Raw genomic sequence first — 17,966 nt, 5'->3', positions numbered from 1 at the left:
CCCGCAGTCGCCGCATGCACTCATCCTGTCGTGCGGGTCAACGGCCCGGCTACTGCGAACGCAGTAGTCGGGGGTACCACCGATCGGGGATCTGCCCGCGGCCCGTCCCCGGGACGATCGACACCAGGCCGGAACGATCCGGCACCGACCGGAGGTACCGCCATGACGCTGACCACGACGAACACCACCCCCATGACCTACGACTACTGCACGGTCGAGGTCCCACGGGGCAAGGACGCCCTGTACGCGGACACCTACCGCAACTTCGGCTGGACGCCCGACGGCTCGGACCGAACGGTCGGACCGACCCGCCGGCGCACCCTCGGCCTCCGCCGCGACCGTGCCGTCCGCTCCGTCGAACTGACCGAGCTCCAGCAGAACGCCGAGACCGCCCTGGCCACGATCGACGCCCTCGAACGGTCCCGCACGACCGCGGCGTCGGTGGTCGCGTACACCCTCGGCGCGATCGGCAGCGTCCTGCTGGCCGCTTCGGTGTTCGCGATGCAGGACACCGTGGCCGTCCCCGACCTGCTCGGCGGGCTCGACCCGGTGACGGTGTTCCTCGTCGGAGCCGGCGGCCTGGTCAACTGGGCGATCGCTCCCGTGGCCTTCCAGCTCGTCCGCGCGGCGCGCACCAAGCGGATCCGTCCGGCCGTCGACCGCCAGTTCGACGTCGTCTACGGCGCGTGCGAGGCGGCCAGTCGCCGCCGGACCGCCTGAGCGCGGCCCGAGCCCGATGACGAACACCACCGCCCGGGCCGGCGCTGTCCTGCACGCGCCGGCCCCCGCCACCTGGAGACCCGGGTGCTGTACGCACCGACCGCGTTCGTGTCGCTCCACCGGCACACGCTGGAGCAGTTCGGCTGGACGGTGACCGTGCAGGGCGGACGGCTCGGCACGACGTCCCTGCTGCTCCAGCGTCTGCGCACCCGCCCCGACCCGGCACGACCGCTCCTCGAGCGTCGTGCCGAGCGTGCACTTACCCGGATCGCCGCCCTCGAGCAGCAGCCCGCACGGCTCGCCGGTGTCGTCGACATCGCCGGTTCCGCGGTCGCCGTGCTGGCGGTCGCGCTCGGCGGTCTGCTCGCCCTCGGCGGGGACCCGACGCTCGTGCCGGTCCTCGTCTATGCCGGCGTGTGGATCGCCGCCGTGGCCGCAGCGCCCGGCATCCGGTCGTGGCGCACCGAGCGGAACCAGACCGCACTCAGCCGCGAGTACGCCGCGATCGACGCGTGCACGCACCCACCGACCGGCCGGCCGGTGACCGCGACCGGGATACCGCAGACGCAGTACGCGCCGCGCCCGACGGTCGAGCACCCTGGACCGGTGACCCGCACCCGCACCGAACACACCGCCCTGATCGTCGTCGACCTGCAGGCCGGGACCGCGCCGTACCAGCGCACCCACCCCGTCGAGACCGTCGTGGCCAACGTCGAGACCCTCGCCCGCGTCACCCGTGGCGGCGGCGGCACGGTGGTGTTCATCCGCCACGACCCCGCCACGACCCCGGCAGGCGCGACCCAGTACGGCGGCGGCCCCCGCCTGGCTCCGGTCGCCTACGGCTCCCTGCTGCTCGAACGGGCCGACGCCGACGGCAACCTGACCCGCGGCGGGTGGAGCGCCTTCGCCGGCACCGGCCTCGACGAGCGGCTGCGCGCCGACGGCGTCACCGAGGTGGTCGTGGTCGGCCAGGCGACGACCTTCGGCGTCGAGTCCACGGCTCGGGCCGCGTACGACCTGGGCTACGACGTCGTCCTCGTCGAGGACGCCACGAACGACCCGGACCCGGACGCCCATGCCGCCCGGTTCCGGTCGGTGTTCCCCGCCCTCGGCGTCGTCGTGCAGACAGCCGACCTGGCGGGGCCGGGCGCGGCCTGAGCGGCGACCGGGCGGCGGACGGGAGGCACGTGGCGGGCCCGCCACGTGCCTCCCGTCCGTCACGTGCTCCGTTCAGGGCCGACCCTGTAGGACGGACGGAGCCGAGCGCACGCTCGCCCCGACCCGAGGAGCACCCATGGCCGCGAAGACCATCGTCATCACCGGCGCCAGCGACGGCATCGGCGTCGCCGCTGCGCGGGAGCTCGTCCGCCGCGGGAACGAGGTCGTGGTGGTCGGTCGCAACCCCGCGAAGACCGAGCGGGTCGCCCGCGACCTCGGCGTCGACCACTTCGTGGCCGACTTCTCGGACCTGTCCGCCGTCCGGGGGCTCGCCGACGACCTGCTCGAACGCTGCCCGCGGATCGACGTGCTGGCCAACAACGCCGGCGGCATCTTCAGCGCGGGCCGCCAGGTCACCGTCGACGGTCACGAGCTGACGTTCCAGGTCAACTACCTGGCGCCGTTCCTGCTCACGGAGCTGCTGATGGACCGGCTCGTCGCGTCCGGCGGAACGGTCATCAACACCTCGAGCGTCGCGAACAAGCTCTTCGGCCGCGTCGACATCGACGACCTCGACGCCGAACGGCACTTCCGGGCCACCAAGGCCTACGGCGACTCGAAGCTCGAGCAGATCCTGTTCACCAAGGAACTCGACCGCCGGTACCGCGACCGAGGTGTGACGTCGACGGCGTTCCACCCCGGCACGATCAGCACCGGGTTCTCGAACGACAAGACCTCGCCGATGTACCTCGTGTACCACACGCCCCTGCGCCACGTGTTCCTGACGACCCCGGAGAAGGGCGCCGACACACTCGTGTACCTGGCCGACAACACCCCCGGTCGCGACTACCCGACCGGCGAGTACTACGTGAAGCGCAAGGTGGCGGCACCGAACGCGCAGGCCGAGGACGCCGACCTGGCCCGAGAGCTGTGGGACCGGAGCGTGGCGATGCTGCACGCGGTCTGACCGGGCGCGCTCCGCGTCGGTCGTCGGCGCGCTACGCGCCGGTCTCCGGCGCAGGGGTGACCGGCGGCTGCGCCTGCCGCAAGCCGGTGACCAGCAGCGTCACGATCGTCCGCACGTCGTAGTCCGGGTCCTGGGGGCTCCACGCGACCAGGTCGCCGACGGCGCGGAGCAGCTGGTACGGCGACACCGACGCGACCACCTCGCCCGATGCGCGAGCGGCGTCGAGCATGCCGCCGAGCACGGGGACGAGCTCGTCGACGAACAGCGTGTGCAGCGCGGTGAAGCCGTCGGCGTCGCCCTCCCACACGCGCGCCAGGCCGTGCTTCGTGCCGAGGAAGTCGACGAACTGGTGCACCCAGCGCAGGATCGCGTCGAACGACGTCGGCGCCGAGTCGAGCAGCACGGGGCCGGCCTCGGCCAGGGCCTCGATCTGGTGCCGGTAGACGGCGACGACCAGGTCCGAGCGGGTCGGGAAGTGCCGGTAGAGCGTACCCACTCCCACGCCGGCGGCGGCGGCGACCTCGCGCACCGGCGCACCGACGCCGGACGCGGCGAAGACACCGGCCGCGGCGTCGAGGATCGTCCGCTCGTTCCGTTCGACGTCGCGGCGACGCCGGGGCGGCGCGGTGTCGTTGGACGGCGCGGTGTCGTTCGACGGCGCGGAGTCGTTCGACGGCGTGCTCATCCCCCGATCATCGCACGGTCTGCGCACGGAACGGAACGGCGATCCGTTTCGCTTGCAATCCGGAGCGCTGTTCCGTATCGTTCCGGAACGTCGCTCCGTTTCGAGTGACGACCACTTCCGGAAGGACCCCCGATGCCAGCAACAGCAACGCTCCCCAGGTGATCAGCGTGCGCCCCGTCACCCTGCCCGCGCCGTCACGCGGCCACGACCTCGAGGTCCGGATCACCGCCCCGATCACGGGCACCGAGCTGCCCGTCATCGTCTTCGCCCACGGCTTCGGGCAGTCGACGACCGGCGGCGACCCGCTCGTCGACCACTGGACCGCCAACGGGTTCGTCGTCGTCCAGCCCACCTTCCTCGACTCGACGGGCTACGGCCTGACGCTCGACGACCCCCGCTACGCGACGATCTGGCAGACCCGGGTCGACGACCTCGAGCGGGTCATCGACGACCTCGACGTCCTCATCGCCGCCGTCCCCGGCCTCGCCCGACGTGTCGACCAGGCGAACCTCGCGGTCGCCGGGCACTCGTGGGGCGGCCAGTCCGTCGGCATGCTCCTCGGTGCCCGGGTGATCGGGGCGGACGGACAGCCCGGCGAGGACCGCACCGACCACCGCGTGCGGGCCGGGGTCCTGCTCTCCACCACCGGGTTCGGTGGAGCCGACCTGACGCCGTTCGCGCAGGAGCACTTCCCCTTCATGAGCCCGGACTTCAGCCAGTTGCGCACCCCGTCGCTCGTCGTCGCCGGGGACCACGACCAGTCCCGGCTCTCCACGCGCGGGCCGGACTGGTTCACCGACGTCTACCACCACAGCCCCGGCGCCCGGCACCTGGTGACCGTACACGGCGGGGAGCACCTGCTCGGCGGCATCCAGGACTACGCGTCCACCGCCACGACCGACGAGAGCCCGGAGCGCGTGGACCTGGTCCGCCGCACCACCACGGCGTTCCTCCGGACCGCGCTCGGGCTCGACGACGACGCGTGGTCCGCGACGGCCGATGCCATCGCCTCTGCCGAAGCCGGCGACGCAGTCGGCCACATCGACGCAGTCGGCCACATCGACGCAGTCGGCCACATCGACTCGAAGGAGGACCACTCGTGATCACCGACCAGCACCCGCTCCCCACCCCCTTCACCGCGTCGTCCACCGCCACCGACGTCCTCGACGGTGTCGACCTGACCGGCCGGGACGTCGTCGTCACGGGCGGTCACGGCCGCCTCGGACGCGAGGCCAGCCGCGCCCTCGCAGCCGCCGGCGCCACGGTCACCGTCGCGTCCCGCGACACCGACCGCGCGAGCGCCGCCGTCGCCGGCATCCCCGGGGTCCGGGTCGAGCATCTCGACCTGACCGACCCGGCGTCGATCGACGCCTTCGCCGCACGCTGGACGGCCTCCGGGCGCCCGCTCCACGCCCTGGTCAACAACGCCGCGATGCTCTTCACGCCGGACCGGCGGCTCGACGCCCGCGGCAACGAGCTGTCGTTCTCGACGTCCCACCTCGGGCACTTCCGGCTCACGCGGGCGCTCCTCCTCCCTTCTGGAGGCCCGTGGTGCGCGGGTCCTGAACGTCACGTCCGGCGCCGCCCGCTTCGGGCAGATCCGGTGGGACGACCCGGCGTTCGCCAGCGGCTACGACGCCGCTGCGGCCTACGGGCAGGCCAAGCGGGCGAACGTGCTGTTCGCGGTCGAGCTGGACCGCCGGTACGCCGACCGGGGCATCCGGTCGTTCGCCGCGCACCCCGGGGTGATCATCGGCCCGGGCCCGCACGACGAGTCCCGGATCGCCTCGTACCGCGAGCAGGGGCTGGTCGACGAGGACGGCGCGACGGTGGTCGACCCCGAACACGGCAAGAAGACGATCGAGCAGGGGGCGGCGACGCTCGTGTTCGGTGCCGCCAGCCCGCTGCTCGACGGCGTCGGCGGGGTCTACCTGAAGGACAGCGACGTCGCCGTGGTCGACGACGAGGTCCGGCCGCTCACCGCGGACAGCATCCCGTCGGACGCGAACTCGGCGATGCTCGACGCCGACGAGGCCCGGCGGCTGTGGGAGGTCAGTGTGCAGCTGACCGCCTGAGGGCGTCGTGCCCGCTGGTAGCTTCGTTCCCATGACGCGACCCCGTGGGACCGCACCACTCATCGTCGGCCTCGCGGGCGCTGCCGCCGGTGCTCTCCTCGGGTACTGGGGTGGCAGCCTGATGCTCTCCGGCGGCCGCGAGGCCACGGTCGGGGACGGCCTGCCGCCCTACTCGCTCGTGGTGGTGGTCATCGCCGCGATCATCGGCATCGGGGTCCCGCTCGTGGCCATCGGCTGGTACTTCCGGCAGAAGGTCTCCCTGGCCGGTCTGCCCCACCGCGTGCAGGCGCTGTGGCTCGGCCTCGTCTGGGGGACCATCGCGATGCTGCTCGCCGGGAGCCTGAACGGCATCGCGAGCCTGTTGCCCGGCGGCCTGATCTGGCCCGGGCTCGTCGAGGAGTTCCTGAAGCTCCTGGTGCCCGTCATCCTGCTGCTGTCCTCGCGCACCTACCGCTCCCCCAGGCTCGGCGCGTGGCTGGTGCTCGTGGCCGCCGCCTGGTTGGGGTTCCTCGAGGGCATCAGCTACATCATCACCTCGCTCGACCCGATCCTCGACGGCGCGAAGGCTCCGTCCGATGCGCCGTTCGTCATGATGATGGACGTCATCGTCCGCATCATCGCCGAGGTCTCGCACCCTGATCACCGTCGGCGCAGCGGTCCTGATCTGGCTCGCCGCGAAGACGCTGCCGACGGGCAGGGCGATCGGTGTCGGCGTGCTCGCGTACCTCGGCGCCGCCGCGATCCACGGCCTCAACGACGCCGTGATCGACGGGCCGGTCCGCGACTGGAACGTGCCGGCCAGCATCGTCCTCGAAGCCCTGTACGTCGTCGCGGTCTTCGTGTTCTGGTTCCGGCCGCAGGTGCGGCGGCTGCAGGGCGACGGTTCAGCACACCGATGACCGGCTCCGCCGGTAGCTTCTCTTCTGGTGCAGACGAGATGCACCGCAGGGCGATGCAACGAACGAGGGGACACGTCATGGCAACCGAGGCTCGACGCTACGGCAGGGCGATCGAACGGCAGGACGGTCGGGACTTCCCGTTCTACGACGGCGACCCGATCCGGATCCCCGCATGGCAGTGGGTGACGATCGTCGTCGCGTGCGTGGCCGCCATCACGGTGCTGAGCTTCTACCCGGCGGCGGACAACATCCAGTCGCTCGTGCCACGGTTCCTCTTCACCGCGATCATGCTCGCCGTCCTCATCGCCTTCACGAGACGACACTGGGCGCGCATCTTCCAACGCACCACTGCACGCGACTTCGGCACCATGATCGTGTTCGCGATCCTCAACCTCATCGTGTCGTTCACGGTCGGGATCATCGTCAAGGCGATCTTCGGCACCAATGCCAACACCGCGACCGACGGCATCCACGGAGCGGGTGAGATCGTCGCGTTCTACGTCGGGACCGCGATCCAACTGTTGGGCGAAGAGCTCTTCACGATCCTGCCGTTCCTGGCGGTCATGGCGCTGTGCCACCGCATCGGACTCACCCGCACCCAGGGCATCCTCATCGCCTGGCTCGCGACTGCGATCTGGTTCGGTGCAGCGCACCTGCCGACGTACGGGTGGAACTTCGCGCAGGCGTTGCTGATCATCGGCGTCGCACGTCTGGTCCTCACCCTCGCCTACATCCGCACGAAGAACATCGCGGTCAGCACCGGCGCGCACATCATCAACGACTGGGTGCTCTTCACCGCCGCGATCATCGGGGCGACAGCGAGCGCCTGAACGCCGTCGCGCGCGTGACCACGCCAGGGGCGCGGTGGACGCGCCACAGGGCGGACGGGAGGCGCGGTGCCAGCTGGCACCGTGCCTCCCGTCCGGTGTCCTGGCAGTGCACCCCGCGCCCCGGCGCGGACTCGTAGGGTCGCCTCATGAGCACGAATCGGGACGACGTCAAGGACTTCCTCGTCAGCCGCCGTGCCCGGGTGCGCCCGGACCAGGTGGGCCTGCCCGGTGGGCCCAACCGGCGCGTGGCCGGGCTCCGCCGCAGTGAGGTCGCGATGCTCGCCGACGTCAGTGTGGAGTACTACTCGCGGCTCGAGCGCGGCAGCCTCTCCGGAGTCTCCGACGGCGTCCTGCACGCCATCGCCGGTGCGCTGCTCCTCGACGACGCGGAGCGCGACCACCTGTTCGACCTCGCACGAGCGGCGAACGCCTCCCCGGTCTGTGGACAGCGCCGTGCAGCGACGCCGAAGACCCTGCGCGTCGGGCTGCAGTACACGCTCGACGCGTTCACCGGCGGCCCGGCGTTCATCCGCAACGACCGACTCGACCTGCTCGGTGCGAACGCGCTCGGCCGGGCGCTCTACGCGGACCTGTTCCGGAAGGCGGAGCGGCCGAACCTCGCTCGCGCCGCGTTCCTGGACCGGGACTGGGCCGACGCGTTCCACCCGGACTGGGACGTCGCCGCCGACCAGAGCGTCGCGATCCTCCGCACTGCGGCCGGCCACGACCCCCACGACGAGGACCTGCAGGCCCTGATCGGTGAGCTCTCGACGCGCAGCGCGGAGTTCCGGGCGAAGTGGGGTTCGCACGACGTCCGTCGGCACGCCACGGGCGAGAAGCAGTTCGTCCACCCCGTCGTCGGTGCTCTCGACCTGCACTTCGAGGGGTCGCGGCTCATGAGCGACCCGCGCTTGAGCCTCCTGCTCTACAGCGCGGAACCCGGCTCGCCGACCGCCGACGCGCTCCGTCTGCTCGGTTCGGTCGCCGCGACGGAGCAGCGCGACACCGCCGAACGCCCTGGGACCGACGTCCGGAGCTGACGCTGCGTCGTCGCCCGCGGTCACTCGGTCCTGATGCGGGTCGCGGCCAGAGCAGCGACGAGGAGTACCACGGCTGCGACCACGAAGCTGGTCTGCGTCCCGACGACGAACTGCGACCGGTCGGCCAGGAACGCCCCGAAGACCGCGATCGCCACCGCCCCACCGACCTGCCGGAAGGTGTTGAACACCGCACTCGCTGTCCCCGACCGTTCAGCGGGGACGCTGGCGAGGACGACCGACGTCGCGGGCGGCATCGCGACCGATCCGCCCGCACCGGTCAGGATCGTGCACACCGCGACCGCGACGACCGAGTCGTACGGCGCGAGCACGATCATCACGACGAGACCGAGCACCATCGTGGTGAGTCCCGCGACCACGGGGACCCGAGCACCGAACCGGTTCACGAGGGTGCCGCTGACGACGTTGCCGACGATGCTGAACGCTGCGGACGGCAGGAACACCAGCCCCGCGGCCAGGGGGACAGTCCGAGGTGCTGTTGCAGGTAGAGACTCAGGACGAAGACGCTGCCGAAGTTGCCGACCATGAACGCGAACCCGACGCCGAGCGCGATCCGCATCCCACCGGAGCGGAACAGGTCGAGCGGCATCATCGGGTTCCGACCGTGGGCCTGCACCAGCAGGAACCCGACGACCGCGGCGGCAGCGACGAGCAGTGCGACGACCACGTCCCAGCGGCCGAAGCCCGACGCACCGCCTTCGATGAGCCCGAAGACGAGGCCGCCGAGCGCGAGCAGGGCGAGGACCTGACCTGCCGCGTCGAACCGGGCCGCTCGTCGAGGCGACGGTGCCACCCGGACGAGCATGCCGAGCATCACGGCGCACACCGGCAGGTTGATGGCGAACACGAGGCGCCAGTCGAGCGTCGTCAGCGCGCCGCCGAGGATCGGCCCGACCGCCCCGGCGACCGCACCGCCGACGGCCCAGATGCCGAGGGCGTGCGCCCGCTCGCGCGCCTCGGGGAACGCCTGGCGCATGAGCGCCATCGAGGCGGGCAGCATCACCGCGGCGGCCGCGCCCTGGACCGCACGCGCCGCGATCAACGCGCCGAGCGACGGGGCGAGGGCACACGCGACGGACGCCACGAGGAACCCGGCGATGCCCCAGCCGATCGCCCGCTTCGCGCCGATCCGTTCGGACAGGTTGCCGGCGAACAGCAGCAACGAGGCGAACAGCAGCGTGTACGCGTCGATCACCCACTGCAACCCCGACGTGCTGCCACCGAGCTCCTGGCCGATCGTCGTCAGCGCGACGTTCACGATGAGGATGTCGAGCGTGATGAGGAAGAAGCCGAGCGAGGCGAGCACGAGCGTCAGCCGCGGGGCGCGGCGCGGGCCCTGCTCGGTCGGGACGTCGGCTGCGGTCGGAGCGGTCACGGTTCGATGCTCCCCTGGCCGTGCTCGTCGGGGGATGCCCTGACCGGGAACCCCTCACGCCAGATCGAACAGACATAGGATGTCTCACGCTCCCGACATCGCCGTCGCGAGCCGCCGCAACCGATCGGAGCACGTCGTGCACGAACCGCTCACCCCGCTGGACCCGACCACGCTGCCCGAGCCCGTGGACGTGTCGGACAACACCGCGGCCCTGGCCGCGGTCGACGCCGTCGTGCGCTCGGGTCCGTACGACGCGACCTGGTCGTCCCTGCAGCAGTACCGCGCACCGCTCTGGTACCAGGACGCCAAGTTCGGGATCTTCGTCCACTGGGGCGTCTTCTCGGTCCCCGCGTTCCGGAACGAGTGGTACTCCCGCGACATGTACCGCGCCGGGACGCCCGAGTTCGCGCACCACGCCCGGACCTACGGCCCGCACGACGCGTTCGGGTACAAGGACTTCATCCCCTCGTTCACGATGGAGCACTTCGACGCCGCGGCGTGGGTCCGGGTGTTCCGCGAGGCCGGCGCGCAGTTCGTCGTCCCGGTCGCCGAGCACCACGACGGCTTCGCGATGTACGACACCGACCGTTCCCGCTGGAGTGCCGCGCAGCTCGGGCCCGGGCGTGACGTGTTCGGCGAGCTCCTCGTCGCCGCGGACGAGGCATGGATGGTCCGCGGCGCGTCGTCCCACCGTGCCGAGCACTGGTTCTTCATGAACGGCGGGACGAAGACGCCGTCGGACGTGCTCGATCCGCGGTACACCGACTTCTACGGTCCGGCGCAGCGCGAGGAGACCGCCCCGAACGAGCGCTTCCTGGAGGACTGGCTGCTCCGCACCGTCGAGCTCGTCGACAAGTACCGCCCGCAGGTGCTCTGGTTCGACTGGTGGATCGAGCAGCCCGCGTTCCAGCCGTACGTCCGGACCCTGGCGGCCTACTACTACAACCGCGCCGCCGAGTGGGGCCGCGAGGTCGTCATCAACTACAAGTGGGAGACCTTCGCCCCGGGCAGCGCCGTGTACGACATCGAACGTGGCGCGATGGGCAGCACCCCGGAGACCGTCTGGCAGAACGACACCGCGATCGCGAAGACCGCCTGGAGCTGGATCGAGGGCCACGACTACAAGACCGTGCGCGACCTGGTCGCCGAACTCGTCGACGTGGTCGCGAAGAACGGTGTGCTGCTGCTCAACACCGGGCCGAAGGCCGACGGCACCCTGCCCGAGGACGAGATCCGCATCCTGCGGGGCATCGGCTCGTGGCTCACGGTGAACGGCGAGGCGATCTACGGCACCCGGCCGTGGACGATCTCGGGCGAGGGGCCGACCACTCGTCCCGCGGGTTCGTTCGTGGACGCCGACACGGTCGAGTACACCGCCGAGGACGTCCGGTTCACCACTCGCCACGACGTCACCGGCGACGCCGTCTACGCGACCCTGCTGGCCGATCCCGACGACGGGTCGGCCCGCATCCGGGCGTTCGGGTCGGCCTCGGGCCTGCTGGGCCGCACCATCCGGTCCGTCGCCGTGCTGGGCCACGACGGCGAGGTCGACTGGGAGCAGCGCCCCGACGCACTCGTGGTCGTGCTCGACGGCATCACCAGCGTCGACTCCGGTCCGGTGGTCCGGGTGCGACTCGCGCCGGTGGTCGAGCAGGAGCGGGAGGACTTCCTGCACCAGTGACCGGGGATGCCGGCGCGGGGATGCCGGCGCGGGACGCCGGCGCGACGATCCGTCGCGGTCAGAACGGTGCGGCGCGACTACTCTCAGGCGAACGGTCGTCCGACGAGGATTGGGATGCTGACCTGAACTGGATCATCGCGAACTTCGGTCTCGTCTGGGGCCTCACGGTCACCCACGCGGGTCTCGCGGCCGTGCCCATCGTCCTCGGGTTCGTCGTGGCGGTGCCGTTGGGCTGGGTGGCGAACCGGTGGCAGGCAGTCCGATCGGTCATCGTCGGCGGCGGCAGTCTGCTCTACACGATCCCGTCCCTGCCGCTCTTCGTGATCCTGCCCTACCTGCTCGGCACCCGCATCACGGATCCCGTGAACATCGTCGTGGGGCTGTCGGTGTACGCGGTCGCCATCATGGTGCGGTTGGCAGCTGATGCGTTCGCCGCCGTCCCGGCGGACGTCGTCGACTCGGCCACCTCGGTGGGGTACTCCGCGTGGGGCCGTTTCTGGACGGTCGAGCTCCCGTTGGCGGGTCCCGTCCTCCTCGCGGGGATGCGGGTGGTCTCGGCGAGCACCGTCGCCCTGGTCTCGGTCGGCGCCCTGGTCGGGTCCGCGAACATCGGGTTCCTGTTCACGGACGGGCGACAGCGTCAGTTCCTCGAGGAGATCCTGGTCGGCGTGGCAGCGAGTCTCTTCGTCGCACTGGTCTTCGACACCGTCCTGGTGGCGCTCGGGCGCGTCCTGATGCCGTGGTCGCGACGGATCCAGGTGCGGTCGCGTCGGTCGCGCCGTCGGGCCGCGTTGGCGACGATCGAACGGGGGCCTGACCGTGCAGTTCTTCCTCCACGCAGTCGCCTGGCTCCTGGACCCGGCGAACTACCGCCCTGGCCTCCAGACGCCGCTCCCGATCCAGGACCGGATCGGCGAACACCTGCTGTACACGTTCATCTCGGTCGCCATCGCCGCCCTGATCGCCTTGCCACTGGGCCTGTACATCGGTCACACCGGGCGCGGGCGCAGCTTCGTCATCGCGTTCAGCGGGTCCATGCGCGCGCTGCCGACGCTGGGCCTGCTCGGCACCCTCTTCGTCATCATCGGGATGACCGTGCCGTTCACGCAGACCGCCTTCATCGCGTCCATCATCGCGTTCGTCGTCCTGGCGATCCCCTCGATCCTCGCGGGGGCTTACTCCGGTGTGGAGTCCGTGGACCCGCAGACGGTGGACGCCGCCCGCTCGGTGGGGATGACCGAGCTGCAGATCCTGCTCAAGGTCGAGGTCCCCCTGTCACTGCCGCTGATCATCGGCGGGATCCGCGCGTCGGTCCTCCAGGTCATCGCGACCGTCGTGATCGCGTCGTACATCTCCCTGGGCGGGCTCGGCGCGATCATCTCGACGGGCATCAGCCTGAACGACAACGACCTCATCCTCGGTGGTGCGTTGCTCGTGACGGTCCTCGCCCTCGTGATCGACGGCCTGTTCGCCCTCGCACAACACCTCACCCGCCGCGGCCCCGAGGGGCAGACCCGTCGCCGCCGCACACACGTCCGCGCGCTGTCACTCCGGCGCCGCGCGGTGACGGCACTCTCCGTCGACGAAAGGGACCACTGATGTTCACAGCAGGCACCAGGACACGCATCCTCGCAGGTGTGATCGCGGTCGGGGCGATCGTGGCACTCTCCGGTTGTTCCACCTCGGACCCCACGAAGCCGGCGTCGGGCGGAGACGACGGATCGGGCAGCACGCCGATCGTGGTCGGCTCGTTCAACTTCCCGGAGAGCGAGATCCTGGGCAACATGTACGCCCTCGTCCTGAAGGACGCCGGGTTCGACGTGACGACCAAGTTCAACCTCGGCCCGCGGCAGACCACGATCCCCGCGCTCAAGGACGGTTCGATCAACCTCATGCCGGAGTACAACGGCAACCTGCTGTTCTTCTACGACACCAAGGCCACCGCGAAGACGACAGCAGAGGTCGACGCCGCGCTGAAGACCGAGATCCCGAAGGACTTCCAGGTGCTCGAGCCGTCCCCCGCCGAGGACAAGGACGCCTACGTCGTGACCCAGGCCGAGGCCGAGAAGAACGGCCTCACGTCGATCGGTGACCTCTCCAAGATCGAGCCGTTCACGCTCGGAGCCAACCCCCAGTTCGGCACCCTTCCGTACGGCATCCCCGGGCTCAAGTCGACGTACGGTGTTGACAAGGTCACGTTCAAGTCGATCGAGGACTACGGCGGGCCCGACACGGTCAAGGCACTCGTCGACGACACCGTCCAGGTGGCCGACATCTACACGACGTCACCCGACCTCGTGACGAAGAAGCTGCTCGTGCTGAAGGACCCCGAGAACCTGATCGCGTCGCAGAACATCCTGCCGTTCCTGAACAAGGACATCTACAGCGCGAAGCTCGCGTCGACGTTGAACAAGCTGTCCGAGAAGCTGACGACCGATGACCTCATCCAGCTGCGCAACCGTGTCGAGGGCAGCGAGAAGGCCCAGGCCCAGGCCGCCGCGAAGGACTGGCTGACCAAGGAGGGGCTGCTCAAGTAGCCCAGGAACGACGTCGGGTGTGGCGAGGCGGGGCTGCGCGCAGGAGCACCCCGCCCGCCACGTCCGTCGGCTCCGCCTCCAGGATTCGAACCCGGACCTAACGGCACCAAAGGCCGTCGTGCTGCCATTACACCAAGGCGGAACGCACCCGTGGGTGCTCGACCATCCTCCCATGACCGACGAGGCTGGCCGTCCGCCCCGGGTTCGGCCAAGATGGAGGGATGCCGCACCAGGACGAGGTCGACCGGATCGTCACGGCGTGGGGTCGTGAGCGTGCCGACCTCGACTTCAGCCCGCTCGAGGTGCTGTCCCGCGTGGACCGGCTCGCGCGGCACCTGGACCGCGCCCGGCGAGCGGCCTTCGACGCCGGTGACATGGAGCCGTGGGAGTTCGACGTGCTGTCCGCCCTGCGACGGGCGGGTGAGCCGTACGAGCTGAGCCCGAAGACCCTGCTGCAGCAGACCCTGGTGTCGAGCGGCACCATGACGAACCGGGTCGACCGGCTGACGGCGCGTGGGCTCGTGGGGCGTCGAACGGACCCGAAGGACGGCCGCGGCATCCTCGTGTCACTGACGACGAACGGCCGGGTCGCGGTCGACGCGGCCATCGCGGACCTGCTGACGGCGGAGCGGGGCATCCTGTCCGGGGTGTCCGACGCCGAGCAGGACCAGTTGGCCGGGCTGCTCCGGCGGCTCATCCTCGGCCTCGGCGACTGAGCCGACCGCTGCGACCGCTTCACCCGCTGGACCGAGACCCGTGGCCACGCTTCGGTCGTCGGGTCGATGTGCGCCGAACCCGGTGCTCGCCACGATGGTCCCGTGCCCAGACTTCGTGCCCTCATCCGTCGCCGCCGACACACCATCGTGTTCGCGGTCGTGCTCCTGCTGGTGGCCGCCGGCATCACGGCGACGGCCTCGGCCATCGGAGCGCAGCGCCAGGCGACGGCGGCGGGCGAGCGCTGCACCGCCGATGGTCTCGCCGCCCGCTGGCACGCCGGGTCGTTGTTCCTCGACGCGCGATCGGCCCGGACCGGGAAGCCGGTCCTGACGCACCGCGGCGACGAACCGACGCAGACGGGCAGCACGATGAAGGTCGTGACGGCCGCCGCCGCGGTGTCCGCCCTCGGACCCGATCACCGCTTCACCACCTCGGTGGTCGACGGCACCGAACCAGGGGCCGTGGTCCTGGTCGGCGGCGGGGACCCGACACCGAGTCGGCTGCCGTCCGGTCAGGACAGCGTCTACCCGCACGCACCGCACCTGGACGACCTGGCGGAGCAGGTGCTGGCCGCCCGCAGTGGACGACCGTTGACCGTGGTGCAGGTCGATACCGCCCTGTTCGACGGCCCGGCGTGGCACCCGAGCTGGCCGGAGAGCGCCCGCACGAGCGGCAGCGTCTCGAACATCACGGCGCTCATGGTCGACGGCGACCGCGACGACCCGACGGAGTCGTACTCGATGCGGAGCGACGGAGCGGTCGCCCGCGCTGCGACGGCGTTCGCGGCGCTCCTCGGGCCGGACGTCCGGGTGGACACGACCTCGGTGGCGGCGCCGTCCGGCGGGCAGGTGCTCGGATCGGTGCGGTCCGCGACGGTGTCAGAGCTCGTCGGGATGCTGCTCACCGACTCCGACGACACCCTCGCCGAGGTGCTCGCCCGCCACGTCGCGATCGCCGAGGGTGCCGGTCGGTCGTTCGACGCCGTGCAGGCCGGCAGCGCGAAGGCACTCGTCCACTTCGGCGTGCCGACCGAGGGCCTGCGGCTCGTGGACGGCTCCGGTCTCAGCCCGGACAACCGGGTGCCCGCCTCGGCACTCACCACGCTGATGCGGGCGGTCGCCGCGAAGCGGGACGGCCTCGCGCCGGTCGACGCCGGACTCGCCGTGGCCGGACGGACGGGCACGCTCGGTGAGCACGGCCGCTTCGCCGGCGCAGCAGCGGACGCCCGCGGGCACGTTCGGGGCAAGACCGGGACGCTCGACGACATGTACGGACTGACGGGGGTCACCGACGAGGTCGCCGGGGACCGTGTCGTGTTCACGGTCTTCGCCGAGGGGACGAACGATCCGAGCGCACGGCAGGAGATCGACGCCCTGGCCGCGGCGTTGTGGCGTTGCGGCGGAGACGCCTCCGCGTACCGGGGGTAGCCTCCCGCCCATGCACGCGATCACCCTGGCCGTCGCCGACGTCGCACGATCGGCGGACTTCTACCGCGCCTTGCTCGGGATCGAGGGCAGCGGCGTCATCGGCACCGAGTACCCGCCGACCGAGACCGAGGCGGGTGGCACCACGGCGATGTTCACCCTCGACGACGGTCTGATCGTCAGCGTCTACGGGCGGGACGACATGGCGAAGGACTCCGGGGTGGCACTCTCGACGGCGCCGAGCAGCACGATCGGGCACTTCGTCGACAGTCAGGCCGACGCCGAAGCGTTCCTCGACCGGGCCCGGATCGCCGGCGCGACGATGCTCGCGGCGCCGTACACGCGGCCGTGGGGCATGTGGTCCGGCTTCTTCCAGGACCCCGACGGCCACCTGTGGGAGGTCGTCGCGAACCCCGGCGGCGGGGCCCCCGAGGACGCGAAGCCAGCCGAGTAGACCCGCTCAGACCCCGAGCAGCTCCGCGACCTCGAGCCAGCGCTCTTCGAGCTGCTCGATCTCGGCCTCGTGCGCCGCGAGCTTCGCCTGCAGCTCCCCGAGCCCGGCGTAGTCGGACTGGTCGTGGGTGGCGAAGTCGTCGAGCAGCTTCTTCCGGTCCGCGCCGACCTTCGCGATCTTGCGGTCCAGCGCCGACATCTCCTTCTCGGCCGTCCGACGCTCCGCGCCCGACAAGCCCGAGGTGAGCGCAGCCGACGCGCCGGAACCGGCCGGTGCACTGGACCCGGCCACGGCACCGGCCGAGCCGGTCCCGCCAGCGGTGTCGGGCCTCCCGGCAGACGCGGCGGCAGCCGCAGAAGCGGTCCCGCCACCGGTGCCGGCCGCACGCAGCCGCATGTACTCGTCGACGCCGCCGGGCAGGTGCCGCAGGTGCCCGCCGAGCACGGCGTACTGTTGGTCGGTGACGCGCTCGAGCAGGTACCGGTCGTGGGAGACGACCAGCAGGGTGCCCGGCCAGGTGTCGAGCAGGTCCTCCATTGCCGCGAGCATGTCCGTGTCGAGGTCGTTCGTGGGCTCGTCGAGGATCAGCACGTTCGGCTCGTCGAGCAGGATGAGCATGAGCTGCAGGCGGCGTTTCTGGCCACCGGACAGGTCCTTGACCGGCGTGGAGAGCTGCTCCGCCGTGAAGCCGAGACGCTCGAGCAGCTGCGCCGGTGTCATCTCCTTGCCGTCGGCGACGTAGCTCGTCTTCTTGCGGGCGACCACCTCGCGTACGCGGTCGTTCGCGAACTGCGCCAGGTCGGCGAGCTGCTGGTCGAGGATCGCGACCTGCACGGTCTTGCCCGTCTTCACCCGGCCGCTCGTCGGCGCGAGCGTGCCCGAGACGAGGTTGAGCAGCGTCGACTTGCCGGCGCCGTTCGGGCCGAGGATGCCGGTCCGCTCCCCCGGTGCGATGCGCCACTCGATGCGGTCGAGGATCTGGGTGCCGTCGAACGAGACGCTGACGTCGAGCAGGTCGACGACGTCCTTGCCGAGGCGGGCGGTCGCCGTCTTCGCCAGTGCGACCGTGTCGCGGATCGGCGGGACGTCGTCGATCAGGGCGTTCGCGGCGTCGATGCGGAACTTCGGCTTGCTCGTCCGGGCCGGTGCGCCGCGGCGCAGCCACGCGAGCTCCTTGCGGGCCAGGTTCTGGCGGCGCTGCTCGCTGGCGGCTGCCTGCCGGTCGCGCTCGACGCGCTGCAGGATGTACGCCGCGTAGCCGCCCTCGAACGGGTCGACGACGCCGTCGTGCACCTCCCACGTGTCGGTCGACACCGCGTCGAGGAACCACCGGTCGTGCGTCACGACCACCATCCCGCCCTGGTTCGACGACCAGCGACGGTTGAT

General features: G+C 71.1%; 17 protein-coding genes, 1 tRNA gene and 2 pseudogenes. 15 read left to right on the top strand and 5 right to left on the bottom strand.

The features are described 5' to 3' along the window. Positions 1 to 162 precede the first annotated feature (162 nt). The 3 genes from ACZZ0J_RS16385 to ACZZ0J_RS16375 all read left to right on the top strand — a co-directional run bounded on the left by ACZZ0J_RS16385 (position 163) and on the right by ACZZ0J_RS16375 (position 2,845). Positions 163 to 720 (top strand): hypothetical protein, encoded by a 558-nt coding sequence (locus ACZZ0J_RS16385; RefSeq protein WP_463437716.1) that lies wholly within the window; start codon positions 163 to 165, stop codon positions 718 to 720. 84 nt (positions 721 to 804) lie between these two features. Next, positions 805 to 1,878 (top strand): cysteine hydrolase family protein, encoded by a 1,074-nt coding sequence (locus ACZZ0J_RS16380; RefSeq protein WP_463437715.1) that lies wholly within the window; start codon positions 805 to 807, stop codon positions 1,876 to 1,878. 136 nt (positions 1,879 to 2,014) lie between these two features. Then, positions 2,015 to 2,845, top strand: coding sequence for an SDR family NAD(P)-dependent oxidoreductase (locus ACZZ0J_RS16375; RefSeq protein WP_131880810.1), 831 nt, complete (start codon positions 2,015 to 2,017; stop codon positions 2,843 to 2,845). A gap of 31 nt (positions 2,846 to 2,876) precedes the next feature. On the opposite strand, the gene ACZZ0J_RS16370 is transcribed toward ACZZ0J_RS16375, so the two are convergent. Next, positions 2,877 to 3,530, bottom strand: coding sequence for a TetR/AcrR family transcriptional regulator (locus ACZZ0J_RS16370; protein ID WP_463437714.1), 654 nt, complete (start codon positions 3,528 to 3,530; stop codon positions 2,877 to 2,879). A gap of 158 nt (positions 3,531 to 3,688) precedes the next feature. On the opposite strand from ACZZ0J_RS16370, the gene ACZZ0J_RS16365 reads away from it, so the two are divergent. The 5 genes and pseudogenes from ACZZ0J_RS16365 (at position 3,689) to ACZZ0J_RS16345 (ending at position 8,374) form a co-directional block, all read left to right on the top strand. Further along, complete coding sequence (locus tag ACZZ0J_RS16365; RefSeq protein WP_463437713.1) at positions 3,689 to 4,633, top strand: alpha/beta hydrolase family protein; 945 nt, start codon at positions 3,689 to 3,691, stop codon at positions 4,631 to 4,633. After that, a pseudogene (locus ACZZ0J_RS16360) lies at positions 4,630 to 5,001 on the top strand (SDR family NAD(P)-dependent oxidoreductase); the annotation flags it as partial. The gene ACZZ0J_RS16365 and the pseudogene ACZZ0J_RS16360, both read left to right, overlap by 4 nt. A gap of 202 nt (positions 5,002 to 5,203) precedes the next feature. Then, complete coding sequence (locus tag ACZZ0J_RS16355; RefSeq protein ID WP_463438252.1) at positions 5,204 to 5,605, top strand: SDR family NAD(P)-dependent oxidoreductase; 402 nt, start codon at positions 5,204 to 5,206, stop codon at positions 5,603 to 5,605. A 31-nt stretch (positions 5,606 to 5,636) separates the two neighbouring features. Then, positions 5,637 to 7,334: a CPBP family glutamic-type intramembrane protease gene (locus tag ACZZ0J_RS16350; RefSeq protein WP_463437712.1), complete on the top strand. Its 1,698-nt coding sequence runs from the start codon at positions 5,637 to 5,639 to the stop codon at positions 7,332 to 7,334. Positions 7,335 to 7,480: 146 nt separating this feature from the next. Continuing rightward, the gene (locus ACZZ0J_RS16345; protein ID WP_463437711.1) at positions 7,481 to 8,374 is read left to right on the top strand and encodes a helix-turn-helix transcriptional regulator; all 894 of its coding nucleotides are present in this window, start codon (positions 7,481 to 7,483) and stop codon (positions 8,372 to 8,374) included. A 20-nt stretch (positions 8,375 to 8,394) separates the two neighbouring features. On the opposite strand, the gene ACZZ0J_RS16340 is transcribed toward ACZZ0J_RS16345, so the two are convergent. Both ACZZ0J_RS16340 and ACZZ0J_RS16335 read right to left on the bottom strand, forming a co-directional pair. Continuing rightward, positions 8,395 to 8,835: an MFS transporter gene (locus ACZZ0J_RS16340; RefSeq protein ID WP_463437710.1), complete on the bottom strand. Its 441-nt coding sequence runs from the start codon at positions 8,833 to 8,835 to the stop codon at positions 8,395 to 8,397. Then, on the bottom strand, positions 8,775 to 9,767 hold the full coding sequence (locus tag ACZZ0J_RS16335) for an MFS transporter (RefSeq protein ID WP_463437709.1): 993 nt from the start codon (positions 9,765 to 9,767) through the stop codon (positions 8,775 to 8,777). Before ACZZ0J_RS16335 ends, ACZZ0J_RS16340 begins: the two co-directional genes overlap by 61 nt. A 79-nt stretch (positions 9,768 to 9,846) precedes the next feature. Here ACZZ0J_RS16335 and ACZZ0J_RS16330 point away from each other — a divergent pair, with 79 nt between their 5' ends. From ACZZ0J_RS16330 to ACZZ0J_RS16315, 4 genes and pseudogenes are all read left to right on the top strand, one after another. After that, positions 9,847 to 11,448 carry an alpha-L-fucosidase gene (locus ACZZ0J_RS16330; protein ID WP_463437708.1) on the top strand — a complete coding sequence of 534 codons (1,602 nt, stop codon included), beginning with the start codon at positions 9,847 to 9,849 and terminating at the stop codon, positions 11,446 to 11,448. Between the two features lie 20 nt (positions 11,449 to 11,468). Then, positions 11,469 to 12,131: pseudogene (locus tag ACZZ0J_RS16325) on the top strand (ABC transporter permease); the annotation flags it as partial. 136 nt (positions 12,132 to 12,267) lie between these two features. Beyond that, positions 12,268 to 13,047, top strand: coding sequence for an ABC transporter permease (locus ACZZ0J_RS16320; RefSeq protein ID WP_463437707.1), 780 nt, complete (start codon positions 12,268 to 12,270; stop codon positions 13,045 to 13,047). Beyond that, positions 13,047 to 13,985, top strand: a complete 939-nt coding sequence (locus tag ACZZ0J_RS16315) for an ABC transporter substrate-binding protein (protein WP_463438212.1) — start codon at positions 13,047 to 13,049, stop codon at positions 13,983 to 13,985. Before ACZZ0J_RS16320 ends, ACZZ0J_RS16315 begins: the two co-directional genes overlap by 1 nt. Positions 13,986 to 14,055: 70 nt before the next feature. Here ACZZ0J_RS16315 and ACZZ0J_RS16310 read toward each other — a convergent pair. Next, positions 14,056 to 14,127 (bottom strand) — tRNA-Gln (locus ACZZ0J_RS16310). A 79-nt stretch (positions 14,128 to 14,206) separates the two neighbouring features. Between ACZZ0J_RS16310 and ACZZ0J_RS16305 the strand changes: the two genes are divergently transcribed. The 3 genes from ACZZ0J_RS16305 to ACZZ0J_RS16295 all read left to right on the top strand — a co-directional run bounded on the left by ACZZ0J_RS16305 (position 14,207) and on the right by ACZZ0J_RS16295 (position 16,580). Next, positions 14,207 to 14,701 (top strand): MarR family winged helix-turn-helix transcriptional regulator, encoded by a 495-nt coding sequence (locus ACZZ0J_RS16305; protein WP_214547451.1) that lies wholly within the window; start codon positions 14,207 to 14,209, stop codon positions 14,699 to 14,701. A 102-nt stretch (positions 14,702 to 14,803) separates the two neighbouring features. Then, the gene (gene dacB, locus ACZZ0J_RS16300; RefSeq protein ID WP_463437706.1) at positions 14,804 to 16,129 is read left to right on the top strand and encodes a D-alanyl-D-alanine carboxypeptidase/D-alanyl-D-alanine endopeptidase; all 1,326 of its coding nucleotides are present in this window, start codon (positions 14,804 to 14,806) and stop codon (positions 16,127 to 16,129) included. A gap of 10 nt (positions 16,130 to 16,139) precedes the next feature. Next, positions 16,140 to 16,580: a VOC family protein gene (locus tag ACZZ0J_RS16295; RefSeq protein WP_214547453.1), complete on the top strand. Its 441-nt coding sequence runs from the start codon at positions 16,140 to 16,142 to the stop codon at positions 16,578 to 16,580. Positions 16,581 to 16,586: 6 nt separating this feature from the next. On the opposite strand, the gene ACZZ0J_RS16290 is transcribed toward ACZZ0J_RS16295, so the two are convergent. Next, positions 16,587 to 17,933 (bottom strand): ABC-F family ATP-binding cassette domain-containing protein, encoded by a 1,347-nt coding sequence (locus ACZZ0J_RS16290; protein WP_463438210.1) that lies wholly within the window; start codon positions 17,931 to 17,933, stop codon positions 16,587 to 16,589. Positions 17,934 to 17,966 lie beyond the last annotated feature (33 nt).

It is taken from the genome of Curtobacterium sp. AC272, assembly GCF_979258155.1.
This window is presented reverse-complemented; position numbering and strand designations above follow the sequence as displayed.